This is a genomic window from Shewanella sp. SM87 (genome assembly GCF_025653705.1).
Taxonomy (GTDB): Bacteria; Pseudomonadota; Gammaproteobacteria; order Enterobacterales; family Shewanellaceae; genus Shewanella; species Shewanella oncorhynchi.
Window position 1 is genome coordinate 25306 of sequence record NZ_JAKKSC010000027.1, and the last position, 15439, is coordinate 40744.

Sequence of the window (15439 nt, forward strand, 5' to 3'; positions counted from 1 at the left end):
GCTAGTTCTCCATACTCCTCTATAAATAGAACCAAATAACTTGGTTCTATTTCTGTTGTCCCAATCCTAATATAAATATCAGCTTTCTAGCTCGAACATCAATTGAAACAGTATTTACGTTTTCCTTCCTATCTATTTATGCGATAACTACACCAAGTATTAACAAAACTTTATCTTGTGATTAATACCGCTCATGTAGCCCATAAGAACGATAACAGGAAGTGACATGTTGAACTCTAAACTTACCCCGCTTTATATTGCCCTCACTCTTGGGATGAATACCCTCGCAGTTAACGCCACAGAAACGAAAGAATCGACTTGGAATGTTAACGCTCCAGCGAATGCTCCCTTAGTGCAAGTCAAAGTTGATGTTAATGAAGGCACTTGGATGAACTTGAGTGTCAGTCCAGATGGTAAGCATATCGTCTTCGACTTACTCGGTGACATCTACCAAATTCCAGTAACAGGCGGTGAAGCTAAGCCATTAGCCCAAGGCATAGCTTGGCAGATGCAGCCCGTCTATAGCCCTGATGGCAAGCACATTGCTTTTACGTCCGATGGTGATGGTGGTGATAACATTTGGATTATGGATGCTGATGGCAAAAACCCAAGAACAGTCACCCAAGAAACCTTCAGGCTGCTAAACAGTCCAGCTTGGAGCCCAGACTCCCAGTATCTGGTTGCCCGTAAGCACTTTACCGCCAGTCGTAGTTTGGGTGCGGGCGAAGTGTGGCTATACCACGTTGCGGGTGGTGAAGGCGTTAAATTGACCGAACGTCCTAATGATGAGAAAGATTTAGGTGAACCCGCGTATTCACCCGATGGTCGCTATATCTACTTTAGTCAGGATGACACGCCGGGTAAAACATTCCATTACTCAAAGGATTCGGTCAACGGTATCTACAAAATAAAACGCTACGATACTCAAACTGGTGAGATTGAGGTATTAATCGAAGACACGGGTGGAGCGATTCGGCCAACGCCGAGCCCAGACGGTACTAAGCTCGCCTATATTAAGCGCGATGATTTCCAGTCATCACTCTACCTACTCGACCTTAAGTCGGGAGAAACAACTAAGCTGTTTGGCGAACTTGACCGTGATATGCAGGAGACTTGGGCCATTCATGGCGTCTATCCAACAATGGCATGGACACAAGATAACAAGGATATTTTCTTCTGGGCTAAGGGAAAAATTAATCGTCTGAATGTTGCCAATAAAACACTCACAGATATCCCCTTTAGTGTAAAAACTGAGTTAGCCGTACAGCCCTCGGTGCGCTTTAAGCAAGATATCGATAAAGACGTTTTCGATGTAAAAATGCTACGTATGGCGCAGGTCTCACCGGATGGTAGCAAAGTCGCCTTCGAAGCACTGGGTAAAATTTGGTTAAAATCCTTACCCGATGGCAGAATGTCACGCTTGACTGAGCTAGACAAAAATATTGCAGAACTTTATCCCCAATGGTCGCGCGATGGTAAAAATATTGTTTTCACCACTTGGAATGACCAAGACCAAGGCACAGTGCAAGTGATCAGCGCCAAAGGTAGCAAACCTAAGCAGCTAACATCTGAGCCAGGAAAGTATGTCGAACCCACCTTTTCACCCAATGGTGAACTCGTAGTGTATCGTAAAACTCAAGGCGGTAACCTCACACCAAGAACTTGGTCGCAGGAACCTGGGCTATATAAAGTCGATATTAAAGGTAAACAAAATAGCAAGATCAGTGCCGATGGCTATCAAGCTCAATTCGGTGCTAATGCCGATCGCGTCTTTTTTATGAATAGCAGCGAAGATGAAACGCCGCAGTTATCATCCATCAACTTAGACGGCTTCGATAAACGGGTTCATTACAGCAGCAAACATGCAACTGAATTTAGGGTTTCACCCGATGGTGAGCAACTCGCCTTTGCTGAACGATTCAAGGTTTGGGTAACACCTTTTGCTAAACACAGCGAGACAGTTGAGATTGGCCCCAATGCCAGCAATCTACCCGTAAGCCAATTGAGTGCCCGTGCGGGTGAAAGTATCAGTTGGAACAGTAAAAGCGACCAACTATATTGGACTCTTGGCCCCGAGTTGTACCAAGCCAAGGTTGACACTCAATATCGCAACAAAGATGAAAAGGCACAACCAAGCATTATCGATTTAGGCTTTACCGAAAAGGCCGATGTTCCACGTGGAACAATCGCGTTTGTCGGTGGTAAAGTGATTACGATGGAAAATGACCAAGTGATTGATAATGGTGTGGTCATAGTCAAAGACAATCATATTGTCGCCGTAGGCGATGCCAATGTTGCGATTCCTAAGGATGCGCAGATCATCGACATCAAAGGCAAATCCATTATGCCAGGACTATTCGATGCCCACGCCCATGGACCGCAAGCAGATGATGAAATTGTGCCACAACAGAACTGGGCGCTGTATTCAGGCTTATCCTTGGGTGTCACCACTATTCACGATCCATCGAATGACACTACAGAAATCTTTGCCGCATCTGAGCAACAAAAAGCAGGCAATATTGTTGGCCCACGAATATTCTCCACCGGCACCATACTCTATGGCGCAAATGCGCCTGGCTACACATCGCACATAGACTCACTGGATGATGCCAAATTCCATCTTGAACGCCTGAAAAAAGTCGGAGCCTTTAGCGTAAAAAGCTATAACCAACCGCGCCGCAATCAGAGACAGCAAGTCATAGCCGCAGCGCGTGAACTTGAAATGATGGTTGTCCCTGAAGGTGGCAGCTTGCTGCAACATAATTTAAGCATGGTCGCCGATGGACATACTACGATTGAGCACTCGCTCCCCGTTGGTTCAATCTATAATGATATCAAACAGTTTTGGAGCCAGACTCAAGTTGGTTACACGCCAACCTTAGTGGTTGCCTATGGTGGTATTTCTGGTGAAAACTACTGGTATGATAAAACCGATGTGTGGGCACATCCACGCCTATCCATGTATGTGCCAGCCGATATTTTACAAGCAAGATCAATGCGACGCCCCCATGCACCAGAGAGCCACTACAATCATTTCAATGTTGCTAAGGTGGCTAACGAACTCAATAAGTTAGGGGTTCACCCAAATATTGGCGCCCACGGTCAACGTGAAGGTTTAGCGGCACATTGGGAAATGTGGATGTTTGCCCAAGGCGGCATGAGCAATATGGAAGTGTTGAAAACGGCCACCATTAATCCAGCGACGACCTTTGGCATGGAGCAGCAACTCGGTTCTATCAAAGAAGGCAAGCTCGCAGACTTGATCGTTATTGATGGTGATCCATTAGCCGACATTCGAGTCACCGACAGAGTCACTCATACTATGGTCAATGGTAAGTTATTTGATGCAGAGACTATGAATGAACTTAATGGGGATAAAGCACAGCGTAAGCCGTTTTTCTTTGAGAAACTCTAAGGGCAACTTTCAAGTCTAAGGAAAATAGCTTTCCTGTTGAGACCGTTTAAGTTTAACAAGATGAGTTCCAGCGAAGCTCAAAAAGCATGTTCCACGTGGAACATGCTTTTTTGTATTTGGATACTCTACAAGAGTTTTCTTTAATATCAGTCAGATCAACGATTAATGATTCTAGTGGCTATGCTCAGCACAGGAATCAACACAGGTCTGATAGGAAATACACTCGACAAGGTGATCGTTCACCATACCCACCGCCTGCATAAAGGCATAACAAATGGTTGGGCCGACAAAATTGAATCCGAGTTTCTTCAACGCTTTTGACATGGCTTCAGATTCTGGTGTTTGTGCAGGAACCTGCGACATTGCCGTAATCTGATTAACTATGGGTTTTCCGCCCACAAAGCTCCATAAAAATGCAGAGAAATCCTTCCCGTCGGCAGTATATGCTAAATAACCTTTGGCATTCTTGATGATAGAGTTCACCTTCAAGCGATTGCGCACTATGCCGGGATCCAGCATGAGCTCCTCCACTTTCGCCTCATCAAAAGTCGCAATAATCTCAGGTTCAAAATTAGCAAAGGCCTGTTCATAGTTTTGTTGCTTCTTCAGGATAGTTATCCAAGATAATCCGGCCTGTTGACCATCTAAACACAACTTAGCAAACAGCTCCTTTGGATCATAAACAGGTCGCCCCCACACTTTGTCGTGATACTCACGATACAAGGGATCATCACTTACCCAGCCACAGCGGATCTCTTCCATGGTATATAACCTTATTGTTTTAATTAAGAAGGTAAAAAATAACCTACATAAGCAGATATCTACAAGGTATAATCGAACCCATTTTCTATTCAGGCTGACGGCAGTAGACAAGTAGACATGACGACAAAACACGACGTAAAAACATTTCAGGGTTTCATTCTCACCCTGCAGGAATATTGGGCACAGCAAGGCTGTGCAATTGTTCAACCTTTAGATATGGAAGTCGGCGCTGGTACATTCCACCCACAAACTTTCCTACGTTCTTTAGGGCCTGAACCTATGAGCAGTGCCTATGTGCAGCCATCGCGCCGCCCTACGGATGGTCGTTACGGTGAAAACCCTAACCGTCTGCAGCACTACTACCAATTCCAAGTCGTGTTGAAGCCTTCACCTAACAATATTCAAGAGCTGTATTTAGGCTCACTGCAAGCACTGGGTATTGATACTCAAATCCACGATATCCGCTTTGTGGAAGATAACTGGGAATCACCAACACTAGGTGCTTGGGGCTTAGGCTGGGAAGTCTGGCTTAATGGTATGGAAGTGACTCAGTTTACTTACTTCCAGCAGGTCGGCGGCATCGAATGCAGCCCAGTCACAGGTGAAATCACTTATGGCCTAGAGCGTCTGGCCATGTATATCCAAGGCGTAGATAGTGTTTATGATCTCGTATGGACCGATGGTCCACTGGGCCTAATCACCTATGGCGATGTGTTCCATCAAAACGAAGTCGAGCAATCGACCTATAACTTCGAACACGCCGATGTGGATTTTATGTTCGCCTTGTTCGATCAATGCGAAAAAATGTGTCAGCATTTATTGTCGCTAGAAAAACCTTTACCTCTGCCCGCATACGAGCAAGTGATGAAAGCCTCACACGCCTTCAACCTGCTCGATGCCCGCCATGCCATTTCAGTTACCGAGCGCCAGCGCTACATCTTACGTGTTCGTACTATGGCGAAAGAGGTCGCTGAATCTTATTATCAGGCACGCGAAGCGCTTGGCTTCCCAATGTGTAAGTAGAGGTAAAAACATGAATTTTGAAAACTTACTCATAGAGTTAGGCACGGAAGAATTACCACCTAAGTCACTGCGTAAACTGGCTGAATCCTTTTTAGCTAACTTTACTGAAGAACTCACCAAAGCCGATTTAGCGTTCAGCTCAGCCGTTTGGTACGCAGCGCCACGTCGTCTGGCAATTAACGTCACTGAACTTGCCCTTGCGCAAGCTGACAAAGTGGTTGAGAAACGTGGCCCCGCCGTGAGTTCAGCATTCGATGCTGAAGGCAAACCGACTAAAGCCGCTGAAGGTTGGGCACGTGGTAATGGCATTACCGTTGAGCAAGCCGAACGTTTAGTCACAGATAAAGGCGAATGGTTAGTCCATAACGCCAAAGTTGAGGGCGTCGAAACCAAAAGTTTGATCGCCGCTATGGCTCAACGTGCACTCGATAAATTGCCCATTCCTAAGCCAATGCGTTGGGGCAATAATAAAACCCAATTTATTCGCCCCGTTCATACAGCCACTATCTTGTTAGGCAGTGAGTTGATTGAAGGTGAATTGCTGGGTATCAAATCGGCACGCACTGTTCGCGGTCACCGCTTTATGGGGCTCAAGCAGTTTGAATTAGCACACGCTGATCACTACCTTGCCGACCTAAAAGAAAAAGGTAAAGTCATCGCCGATTACGAAAGCCGTAAAGCATTAATCAAAGCCGATGCCGAAAAAGCCGCAGCTAAGATTGGTGGCACAGCGGATATCGAAGATAGCCTGCTTGAAGAGGTCACCTCTTTGGTTGAATGGCCTGTGGTATTGACCGCCAGCTTCGAAGAAAAATTCTTAAGTGTACCGTCTGAAGCTTTGGTCTATACCATGAAAGGCGACCAAAAATACTTCCCAGTCTTTGATGATGCAGGCAAGTTACTGCCAAACTTTATCTTTGTGGCCAATATCGAATCTAAAGATCCCGCGCAAATTATCTCTGGTAACGAGAAAGTCGTTCGCCCACGTCTTGCCGACGCCGAGTTCTTTTTTAATACCGATAAAAAACACACGCTGGAATCGCGTTTACCTAGCCTAGAAACCGTCCTGTTCCAACAACAGCTCGGCACCTTAAAAGACAAAGTAAATCGTATTTCTGCTCTAGCCGCCTTTATTGCCGGACAAACTGGCGCGAATGCAGTTGATGCAGCCCGTGCAGGTTTGTTATCTAAAACCGATTTGATGACCAATATGGTGATGGAGTTTACCGACACTCAAGGCACTATGGGCATGCACTACGCCCGCCTCGATGGTGAAACCGAAGCCGTTGCAGTTGCAATGGAAGAGCAATACAAGCCTAAGTTCTCTGGCGATACAGTGCCTAATGCCGGTGTATCTTGCGCTGTCGCATTAGCAGACAAGCTCGACACCTTAGTCGGCATCTTTGGTATTGGCCAAGCACCAAAAGGCGCTGCCGATCCCTTTGCCCTACGCCGTGCCGCCATCGGTGTGCTGCGTATTATCGTTGAGAACAAACTGCCACTGGACTTAGTAACGCTGATAGCTAAAGCTCAGGAGCTCCACGGTACTAACTTAAGCAACGCCAATGCAAGCGATGAAGTGTTAGAGTTCTTAATGGCACGCTTCCGCGCTTGGTATCAAGATAAAGGTATTGGTGTTGATGTGATCTTAGCCGTGCTAGCACGTCGCCCAACACGCCCAGCTGATTTTGATAGCCGTATCAATGCGGTATCACACTTTAGAAGCCTAGAAGCTTCTAGTGCACTTGCGGCAGCGAACAAACGTGTATCAAACATTCTAGCTAAGGTTGAAGGTGCTTTACCGACAACGATCAATGCGAGTCTGTTAACCGAAGCCGCAGAACAAGCATTGGCAGCCAAGTTGAACGAGCTGCAACCGCAATTGGCGCCTTTGTTTGCCAATGCCGATTACCAACAAGCCTTAACCTTGTTAGCTGGCCTACGTGAAAGCGTGGATCAGTTCTTCGAAGATGTGATGGTCATGGCGGATGATGAAGCGTTGAAAAACAATCGTTTAGCATTATTGAATAATCTACGCGAGCAGTTCCTGCACGTCGCGGATATATCACTACTGCAATAACGATACTAACGTTTTTTAAATTATCGCTTTAGAAAAAACGCGCTCAATAGCGCGTTTTTTATTGTCCTGATTTCTTAAACAGCCCAATCAGAACTGCGTCAGTTGTTGATGTAAGCCATCAAATTGAGTTTGATCTAAGTTAACTTGCTGCAGTAAATTCGCCAGTATTTCAGGAGACAATTGCCCTGCTTGATGCAGCATAGAAATCTCGCTGATCACATTCGCCCGCCATACCACAGCTGCGAGCCCAGCTTGCGGACGCGAGTTCACACTGGCGAGCTTGTCTAATTCTGTTTCAAAGGTATTAGGTAGCTGCCAATACTTAGCGAGCAATGAACTTAAGGTTAACGATTTCGTCGTCATCACTTGTCTAAATAACCCAGAATTAGGCTGTTCTCCGGGCTCCGCCTGCACAAACGCATCGAGTAGCATTTTGAAAATGGCCAGCTTGCCGACATCATGCAATAAGCCCAATAAAAAAGCCGTATCTTGATCTTCATCGCTTAACTCACTGGCGAGAAAGGCGACCTGCATCGAGTGGCGCCAAATTTCAGCGCCGAAACGACGAAAATAGATTGGTTTGATATCCAACATTTCACGCACTAAACAAGTGGTGACAAATTTTCTCAACTGTTCGCGGCCAAGCTGTACCAAAGCCTGCTGTAAACTGGTGATATCCCTATCACTACGTTTAAACGCAGGGGAATTGCACAGCTTAAGCACCTCCACACTCAGTAAAGGATCACGCTCGATAAGTGCTAATAGAGCCTTAATATCAAACTGTGGGTCGGACAATTTACGATCTAACTCCAATACTTTTGACGGCAGTTTTAACACTTTTTCGGCGATCACTTGTGGCGATGCCAAGGCCTGCTCTATCTCCGTCATGACTCGACGTTCAAGATTATTGGCTACACCGCCAGTGTCCTTAACCCGTGTCGGAAATAACAAACTATAAAAGAGTGCAGATAAATCCACAGATACCACACTAATGTCTTCGAGAGGTTTAGCTGGCTTTCGCGCAGGTTCAAGCGACTTACCTAAGTCCGTCGTTGAAAAACTTTTGGGTCTCTCAACGGTCGCCGTATCGCGAATATTAAAGAGTTTATTAAAAAGTGATTTAATCAAGAAGCATCAACCTGTCATTATAAATAATTGTTAAAAAGTCAGTTAAATATTGCCCATCATAAATCCATTTTGATCAGCTCAAGCCGTGTATTAAGACATTGTAGACAGGCTAATACTTAGCTTAAGTGTAACATATTCAATTCATTTCGGACTTCTTCTATCCCACCATTACTGCTTTTACAAAGACAATCTTGGTTACAAGTTGAAACCTCAAAAAACTTACATTTCAGCATCATTTAACTGACAATATGTCTACCATTCATAAAGGGATACGTATTTTGTCTCCCTTTAAGTGATTAACAATCTACTCGCGAGCTAACAACGGAAAATTTGATGATCGAGGTAATAAAAGCGGGTGCACTAACCACAGTTCAAGATATCGGACGCATGGGATATCGACATTTAGGCGTAACCCAAGCTGGTGCCTTAGATAGACCTGCACTGTGTTTAGCAAACCGCCTACTCTCAAACCCAGACAATACACCCGTACTGGAATTGACCTTCGGCCAATCGATTTTTTTGTTTAAACGTGATGCTTGGATTGCCTTAACGGGTGCCGATTTCGATGCCCGCATAGACAATAAACCCATAGTTTGCGGCTGGCGTTACTCAATTAAGGCAGGACAAAAACTCAGTCTTAGAGGGGGAAATAAAGGCATGCGTGCCTATGTTGCGATTGATGGCGGCGTTAGAGTGCCGTTAGTGATGGATTCTGCTGCAACTGATTTAACCTCAGGTATCGGTGGATTTCATGGTCGCGCATTAGAAGCTGGCGATAACCTGACCTTAGGTTCAGCTCATCCAATAAGAAGGCAAGTTGGCGCAATTCAAAAAAGTTGGAATGGGCATATTCGCGCACTCGCAACAAAGCACACCCAAGCCTTCTCGTTGAAATCTCAGCAAACATTCTGGCAAACACAGTGGCAACTGTCGGCAGAAAGCAATCGTGCAAGTGCAATACTCAACGGGGAAATATTGACCTTAGCAAAACCATTTCCCGTTCAATCCCATACAGTCAAGCCCGGAGTCATTCAAGTGTCAGCTTCAGGGCAACCTTTAGTGTTACTTGCCGATGCTAAGACCACCAGCAATCATCCTCAAATAGCCGTGATTATTGAAGCCGATCTGTGGAAACTCGCGCAAACTCGCCCAGGGCAGACAATTAAATTCGAATTGGTTGACGATGAACAAGCGGCAACGGCACAAGCGGAATGGCATGACTACTTCTATCGACTACAACGTAGCCTAGATTAACGAACCACTGCATAATCAAATCTACAAAATATCACCCCGTATTCCCTAACTAAACCCTATATCGGTTTTATTCAAATAACGCACTATACTCGCGCTAATTCGCACTTAGGTTCGGTGTAACTTGCTGGCTATAAAATAGCGCCACATCTTGTAATTGCTCTGAGCTTAACGCGCTGACTTGTGATTGCATCAAAGGATCGAGTCGTAAACCGGTTTTAAAATCGACGAGCTGTTTATTAAGATAAGCTAATTTTTGTCCCTTTAAGTTTGGGAATTGCTTGGCCATAGCGATCACCGCATTGCCATGGCATGACTCACACTGTGCCGTAGCCAATGCCTGACCTCGCTCTATATCTGCTTGATAAACCTCCCCATTAACCTCTGTGGATAAGCCACATAGCGCAATCAAACTTATGATAATCGCTTTCATTTTGGCTCCTTAGGGAAAGGGTTAACTAGCGCAGGCTGCAGGCTCGGTTCTAAAGGTAGACGTCTGAAGATCGTCATATCCATTTCAGCCTGCCCATAATGAGTGCTTAGATAACTCAAGGTCGGCGCCCAAGTATCCGACAAGTCCCATAAACCCTGAGTGTCTATCATCCACTGCAAAGTTTCATTCCAAAAGGCTTTATCGCCGTGGTTTTGCACGACTATCATACTGGTATGGTAGGCATTACATTGATAGTTCACTAACTCCCAGCCAGGAGCCATGATCAAACCCGATTTAGGGTCCACTGGATACTCAGCGGCTAGCGAAATACTGGATGCTACTAGCCCAAGCAATATCAGTTTATTGATATGCGACTTCATCACACCACCCTAACGGCAATACGGTGGCAACCGTTAAACATATATCCCTTAGGATTCCATTGCGGTTGTACGACAGGCTGACTATCACCTTCACTATCTGTCGCTTTGGCCCAGATTTCATAATAGCCCTGCGACGGTAATTGCAATTCAATCTTCCATTGCTGCCATGCTGTTATGTTTTTAGGTTTTTCTAATTCAGCGGCAAACCAACGGGTGCCATAATCGTAACTGACTTCCACCTTAACCACTTCCCGCAATCCCGCCCAAGCATGGCCTGCGATAGTCATCTTTTGACCCACAGCTAATTCGGTTCCAGATTGGGGTTGAGTGATCAATGACTTCACTATCATTTCTTCAATGATTTTATAGTCTTTATCATCAACAGACTCACCTGGCGCTATCGGATATTTAGGGAGTTGATACGCTGGCGCTTCCATTTTATGCCCATCATGGACTTTATTACGCACACTGATCCCCGTCGCCGCTTTTTGCGAAACGGATCCTGGCCGTCCACCAAACACAATACGTAAGGGATATCCATGTAGATAAGGAATGTCCTCACCATTCATCGACCATGCAATAAGCCCAAGCTCTTCGAGCGCCGCCTTTATTGGTACGCCGCGTGAAATCGCCTCACCTTTGCCGCTCAAATGCCGATCAACACCGTGATGGCCTGTGTAAACAGCATCAGCTTTAATACCGCAATCCTTAAGCACATCACTCACTAAGACACCTGTCCACTCGGAGCAAAATACGCCGGCATTATTCCACTGATTGCCTTTAGTACTAGGAAAAAAGCCAGAGCGACTATTACCGCCACATTCAATCAGCAACTGCAATGTGTAATGCTTAAAGCGACGCTTAAGTTCATTAATTGTGTAGGTTTTTGGGGTGATAACAGACTCACCATCCACTTGAAAAGTCCAAGTTTTAGCATCTAACGCCTTAAAGTCAGGCACTATGCCATTCCAACGGATAAACGAGGCATCGGCAGGCGTCACAGCAGGAGCGAGCTTATGCTCCGGCGGAAACGCATTCAGTGGATGAGTGTTTAACACTTTGAAATAACTCGGCAAGTCCTCACCCTTAGTCCAAGTTAATGCTGATATATCCAGAGGAATGACCTCTGCGGGAAGCTGATCGGCAAATACCCACTTAACGGGTAAAGCTGATAACACAGACGTCGCTACCGCACCTTTAATAAAAACCCGACGATTAAGATCCATGTTATTTATCCTTTCCGAGGTAAAAGTAATCCGCCATCAGCTGCATATCAGCCTCAGTCAAGAGTTGGGCGACTTTAGTCATAGTGGGATCTTGGCGATCCCCCGCCTTAAAGGCTCGCAGTTGCTTCAATAGGTATTCTGAGTTTTGCCATCCAATGTTAGGAATATGCTCAAAACGACTCACACCGGACTCGCCATGACAGGCCTTACACATATTCAATAACTTATTTGCCTCATCGGCGTTTGCCACCGCCGATAGCATAAAAATCAGTGCACTTACGGGGTAAATCACTCGCTGCCACATCCATTTATCTCGCCAATTAGCCTTCATCTCGACAGAATCCATCGAACAAAGTAATTAAGATATGGTTAAATTATCTCAATGCTGTGAGTCGTTTAAATTCAATAAAAGTGACTCGTAAGCTCAAGAGAAATGACGCGTATTAGCGGATGTAGAAAGGGTAAAATATTCATTAGTCATAGGTGAAATGAGTCCATATAGTAGCTTTGCAGAAACACTCGGCATTTCACTCAAGGACAAACAATGGATCTTTATATTGGCAATAAGAACTACTCTAGCTGGTCACTGCGAGCTTGGTTAATGGCCGCAAAATCTGGCGTGCAGTTCAACGAAGTATTACTGCAACTCGATACCGACAGCTTCTATCAGCAACTCAAAGCCATTTCCCCGACGTTAAAAGTACCGACATTAGTCGATGACGATATCACGGTATGGGATTCACTTTCGATTTGCGAATACCTCAACGACACCTATCTTGCCGGTAGTGCATGGCCGCAAGATCCTAAACAAAAAGCCAAGGCTAGATCGATTGCCAGTGAAATGCATTCTGGCTTTAATGCCGTGCGTAACGCTCTACCAATGAACATATGCGCGAGCCGTTATGTTGAGCTCACTGATGCGGTCCGCAAAGACATTGAGCGCATCGATGCGATTTGGTCAGCACAAATGGCCGAGTTCGCCCCATCTCATGCGGAAGGTACTTGGTTATTTGGCCAATGGTCGATTGCCGACATGATGTTTGCCCCTGTGGTTATGCGTTTTCTTACCTACGATATTGAAGTCTCGCAGGCAAGCCGTGCCTATATGCAGCATGTGATCAGCTGTCCGGAAATGCAGGCGTGGATTAATGCGGCTAAAGCAGAGACTGAAATTGTTGCAGCGGATGAAGCGGGTATTGATCGATAAAGAGATAAATCATAGAGATAAAAAAGGGAAAGCCTTGGCTTTCCCTTAATCATTCACGTACTAACGCGAGTCACTTAACACGCATTACACGTCTAATATTATACATCGAGCATTAAACGTCTAAGTTAGCCACGTTCAATGCGTTCGCTTCGATGAACTCACGACGAGGTTCAACTTGATCACCCATCAAACAAGTGAACAACTGATCGGCACCCACGGCATCATCAATCGTGACTTGCAACATACGGCGTGATTCAGGATCCATTGTAGTTTCCCACAATTGCTCAGGGTTCATCTCACCCAATCCTTTATAACGTTGAATGTATAAGCCGCGTTTGGCTTCAGAAATCGTCCAATCTAGCGCTTCAAGGAAGCTGCCGACTTCTTTAACACGATCGCCGCGTTGTACATAGCCGCCTTCTTCAATCATGCCATCTAACGCCGCACCTAACTTGCCGATACGTTGATAATCGCTTGATTGGAAGAAGTCATAAGTAAACAGATAGTTAGTATCGATACCGTGTTTACGAATGGTGATCTTAGGCAGATACACTTTACGCTCAGGATCGAGAATCGGCTCAGCAGAATACAGTACGCCGCTGTTTTCCATTTCCACCAGCTCATTGATAAAGGCATCGATCCACTCTTTCATCTTGCCTTCATCGGCCAACATCTCATTGGTGATCATTGGATGGTAAAGCATACGGTTAGTAATGTGCGTTGGATAGCGCTGCTCTAAACGAGCAACAATGGCTTCCACTTCACGATACTGAGTCACTAAACGCTCTAACGGCTCACCTGACATACCAATCGCACCTTGCGTTGGATACACAACAGTGCCATCCAATGCTTGAGTCGTGAGGTATTGAGTCAATGCTGGCTCATCTTTCAAATACTGTTCTTGCTTGCCCTTTTTCACTTTAAATAAAGGCGGTTGAGCAATATACACATAACCACGTTCAATCAATTCAGGCATTTGACGGAAGAAGAAGGTCAACAGCAAAGTACGAATGTGCGAGCCGTCGACGTCAGCATCCGTCATGATGATGATGTTGTGATAACGGGTTTTATCTGGGTTATATTCGTCGCGACCAATACCACAGCCAAGTGCCGTGATCAGTGTGGCCACTTCTTGAGAAGACAACATCTTATCGAAGCGGGCCTTCTCAACGTTTAGAATTTTACCTTTCAGTGGCAAAATCGCTTGGTTCTTACGGTTACGTCCCTGCTTAGCACTACCGCCAGCAGAGTCACCTTCCACTATGTAAATTTCTGAAAGACCAGGATCTTTTTCTTGGCAATCGGCCAGCTTACCTGGCAAACCACCTAAATCGAGTGCGCCTTTACGACGGGTCATTTCACGAGCTTTACGCGCCGCTTCACGGGCACGGGCAGCATCGACAATCTTACCGACGATCAACTTCGCATCAGCTGGGTTTTCCAGCAGATAATCGTTCAGCTTCTCACCCATGGTTTGTTCAACCGCGGTTTTCACTTCACTAGAAACCAGTTTGTCTTTGGTTTGCGAGCTGAACTTTGGATCTGGCACTTTAACAGAGATAACGGCAGTCAAGCCTTCGCGGGCATCGTCGCCAGTCGCGCTGGTTTTGCCTTTCTTGTTATAGCCTTCGTTTTCCATGTAGCTGTTGAGGTTACGTGTCAACGCACTACGGAAACCGACTAAGTGAGTACCACCATCACGCTGTGGGATGTTGTTGGTAAAACAGAAAATATTTTCCTGATAACCGTCATTCCACTGCATAGCCACTTCAACGGTAATGCCATCTTCACGCTCTTGCATAAAGTGGAATACATCTTTGTTGACTGGGGTTTTGTTACGGTTCAGGTAATCGACGAATGCGCTAATACCGCCTTCGTATTTGAAGAATTCATTCTTGTTGTCACGTTCATCAACCAGACGAATACCCACGCCTGAGTTAAGGAAAGACAGTTCACGCACGCGCTTTGCCAGAATTTCAAAGTGAAACTCAACATCGCTGAAGGTATCTTCACTTGGCCAAAAACGGATTTCAGTACCGGTTTTGGTTGCATCACCAATCTCTTTGATCGGCGCATCAGGCACACCGTGAGTATAAAACTGCTCGTATACTTTGCCAGCACGACGAATGGTCATTTGCAGCTTTTTAGATAAAGCGTTTACAACCGATACACCCACGCCGTGGAGACCGCCAGACACTTTATAGGAGTTATCGTCGAACTTACCGCCGGCATGCAATACCGTCATAATAACTTCTGCCGCCGATACGCCTTCTTCCTCATGGATAGATACCGGAATACCACGGCCGTCATCCTTAACAGAAACCGAACCATCTACATGGATAGTAATCGTAATATCGCTACAGTGGCCGGCTAAGGCTTCATCGATAGAGTTATCGACTACTTCGAACACCATATGATGTAGACCCGTACCGTCGTCGGTGTCACCAATATACATCCCAGGTCTCTTACGTACTGCATCAAGGCCCTTAAGGACCTTAATACTCGAAGAATCGTAACTATTCTCTGACATATTA

At 45.6% G+C, this 15439-nt stretch carries 12 protein-coding genes; 5 read left to right on the forward strand and 7 right to left on the reverse strand.

Annotation, left to right across the window (positions count from 1 at the left end):
• The first annotated feature begins 226 nt into the window (after positions 1–226).
• On the forward strand, positions 227–3415 hold the full coding sequence (locus tag L5M11_RS18285; RefSeq protein ID WP_263192911.1) for an amidohydrolase family protein: 3189 nt from the start codon (positions 227–229) through the stop codon (positions 3413–3415).
• Positions 3416–3586: 171 nt separating this feature from the next.
• Here L5M11_RS18285 and L5M11_RS18290 read toward each other — a convergent pair whose 3' ends face one another.
• Positions 3587–4177, reverse strand: a complete 591-nt coding sequence (locus tag L5M11_RS18290; RefSeq protein ID WP_263169493.1) for a DNA-3-methyladenine glycosylase I — start codon at positions 4175–4177, stop codon at positions 3587–3589.
• Between the two features lie 117 nt (positions 4178–4294).
• Between L5M11_RS18290 and glyQ the strand changes: the two genes are divergently transcribed.
• Together glyQ and glyS are read left to right on the forward strand one after the other, a co-directional pair.
• Complete coding sequence (gene glyQ, locus L5M11_RS18295; RefSeq protein WP_263192912.1) at positions 4295–5200, forward strand: glycine--tRNA ligase subunit alpha; 906 nt, start codon at positions 4295–4297, stop codon at positions 5198–5200.
• Between the two features lie 10 nt (positions 5201–5210).
• Positions 5211–7280, forward strand: coding sequence for a glycine--tRNA ligase subunit beta (gene glyS, locus L5M11_RS18300; RefSeq protein ID WP_263186040.1), 2070 nt, complete (start codon positions 5211–5213; stop codon positions 7278–7280).
• 87 nt (positions 7281–7367) lie between these two features.
• Here glyS and L5M11_RS18305 read toward each other — a convergent pair whose 3' ends face one another.
• Positions 7368–8408, reverse strand: a complete 1041-nt coding sequence (locus L5M11_RS18305) for an HDOD domain-containing protein (RefSeq protein WP_263169498.1) — start codon at positions 8406–8408, stop codon at positions 7368–7370.
• Positions 8409–8741: 333 nt separating this feature from the next.
• Between L5M11_RS18305 and L5M11_RS18310 the strand changes: the two genes are divergently transcribed.
• Positions 8742–9662, forward strand: a complete 921-nt coding sequence (locus L5M11_RS18310) for a biotin-dependent carboxyltransferase family protein (protein WP_263169500.1) — start codon at positions 8742–8744, stop codon at positions 9660–9662.
• Between the two features lie 94 nt (positions 9663–9756).
• Here the strand turns inward: L5M11_RS18310 and L5M11_RS18315 are convergent, their stop codons facing one another.
• The 4 genes from L5M11_RS18315 to L5M11_RS18330 are packed head-to-tail and all read right to left on the reverse strand — an operon-like array spanning position 9757 to position 12002.
• The gene (locus L5M11_RS18315) at positions 9757–10092 is read right to left on the reverse strand and encodes a c-type cytochrome (protein ID WP_198573716.1); all 336 of its coding nucleotides are present in this window, start codon (positions 10090–10092) and stop codon (positions 9757–9759) included.
• A complete protein-coding gene (locus L5M11_RS18320) occupies positions 10089–10472 on the reverse strand; it encodes a cytochrome C (RefSeq protein ID WP_263169502.1) in 384 nt (127 codons plus the stop codon). Before L5M11_RS18320 ends, L5M11_RS18315 begins: the two co-directional genes overlap by 4 nt.
• The gene (locus L5M11_RS18325) at positions 10472–11698 is read right to left on the reverse strand and encodes a sulfite oxidase (RefSeq protein ID WP_263192914.1); all 1227 of its coding nucleotides are present in this window, start codon (positions 11696–11698) and stop codon (positions 10472–10474) included. The genes L5M11_RS18320 and L5M11_RS18325 overlap by 1 nt, the downstream gene beginning before the upstream one ends.
• A 1-nt stretch (position 11699) precedes the next feature.
• The gene (locus L5M11_RS18330) at positions 11700–12002 is read right to left on the reverse strand and encodes a c-type cytochrome (protein WP_105250807.1); all 303 of its coding nucleotides are present in this window, start codon (positions 12000–12002) and stop codon (positions 11700–11702) included.
• Positions 12003–12242: 240 nt separating this feature from the next.
• Here L5M11_RS18330 and L5M11_RS18335 point away from each other — a divergent pair, with 240 nt between their 5' ends.
• Positions 12243–12905 (forward strand): glutathione S-transferase family protein, encoded by a 663-nt coding sequence (locus L5M11_RS18335; RefSeq protein WP_263192916.1) that lies wholly within the window; start codon positions 12243–12245, stop codon positions 12903–12905.
• 112 nt (positions 12906–13017) lie between these two features.
• On the opposite strand, the gene gyrB is transcribed toward L5M11_RS18335, so the two are convergent.
• Positions 13018–15435: a DNA topoisomerase (ATP-hydrolyzing) subunit B gene (gene gyrB, locus L5M11_RS18340; protein ID WP_263192918.1), complete on the reverse strand. Its 2418-nt coding sequence runs from the start codon at positions 15433–15435 to the stop codon at positions 13018–13020.
• Positions 15436–15439 lie beyond the last annotated feature (4 nt).

Coding starts and splice junctions, on each gene's coding strand:
- L5M11_RS18285 (WP_263192911.1), top strand. CDS start 227: ATGTTGAACTCTAAACTTACCCCGCTTTATATTGCCCTCACTCTTGGG.
- L5M11_RS18290 (WP_263169493.1), bottom strand. CDS start 4,177: ATGGAAGAGATCCGCTGTGGCTGGGTAAGTGATGATCCCTTGTATCGT.
- glyQ (WP_263192912.1), top strand. CDS start 4,295: ATGACGACAAAACACGACGTAAAAACATTTCAGGGTTTCATTCTCACC.
- glyS (WP_263186040.1), top strand. CDS start 5,211: ATGAATTTTGAAAACTTACTCATAGAGTTAGGCACGGAAGAATTACCA.
- L5M11_RS18310 (WP_263169500.1), top strand. CDS start 8,742: ATGATCGAGGTAATAAAAGCGGGTGCACTAACCACAGTTCAAGATATC.
- L5M11_RS18315 (WP_198573716.1), bottom strand. CDS start 10,092: ATGAAAGCGATTATCATAAGTTTGATTGCGCTATGTGGCTTATCCACA.
- L5M11_RS18320 (WP_263169502.1), bottom strand. CDS start 10,472: ATGAAGTCGCATATCAATAAACTGATATTGCTTGGGCTAGTAGCATCC.
- L5M11_RS18325 (WP_263192914.1), bottom strand. CDS start 11,698: ATGGATCTTAATCGTCGGGTTTTTATTAAAGGTGCGGTAGCGACGTCT.
- L5M11_RS18330 (WP_105250807.1), bottom strand. CDS start 12,002: ATGTGGCAGCGAGTGATTTACCCCGTAAGTGCACTGATTTTTATGCTA.
- L5M11_RS18335 (WP_263192916.1), top strand. CDS start 12,243: ATGGATCTTTATATTGGCAATAAGAACTACTCTAGCTGGTCACTGCGA.
- gyrB (WP_263192918.1), bottom strand. CDS start 15,435: ATGTCAGAGAATAGTTACGATTCTTCGAGTATTAAGGTCCTTAAGGGC.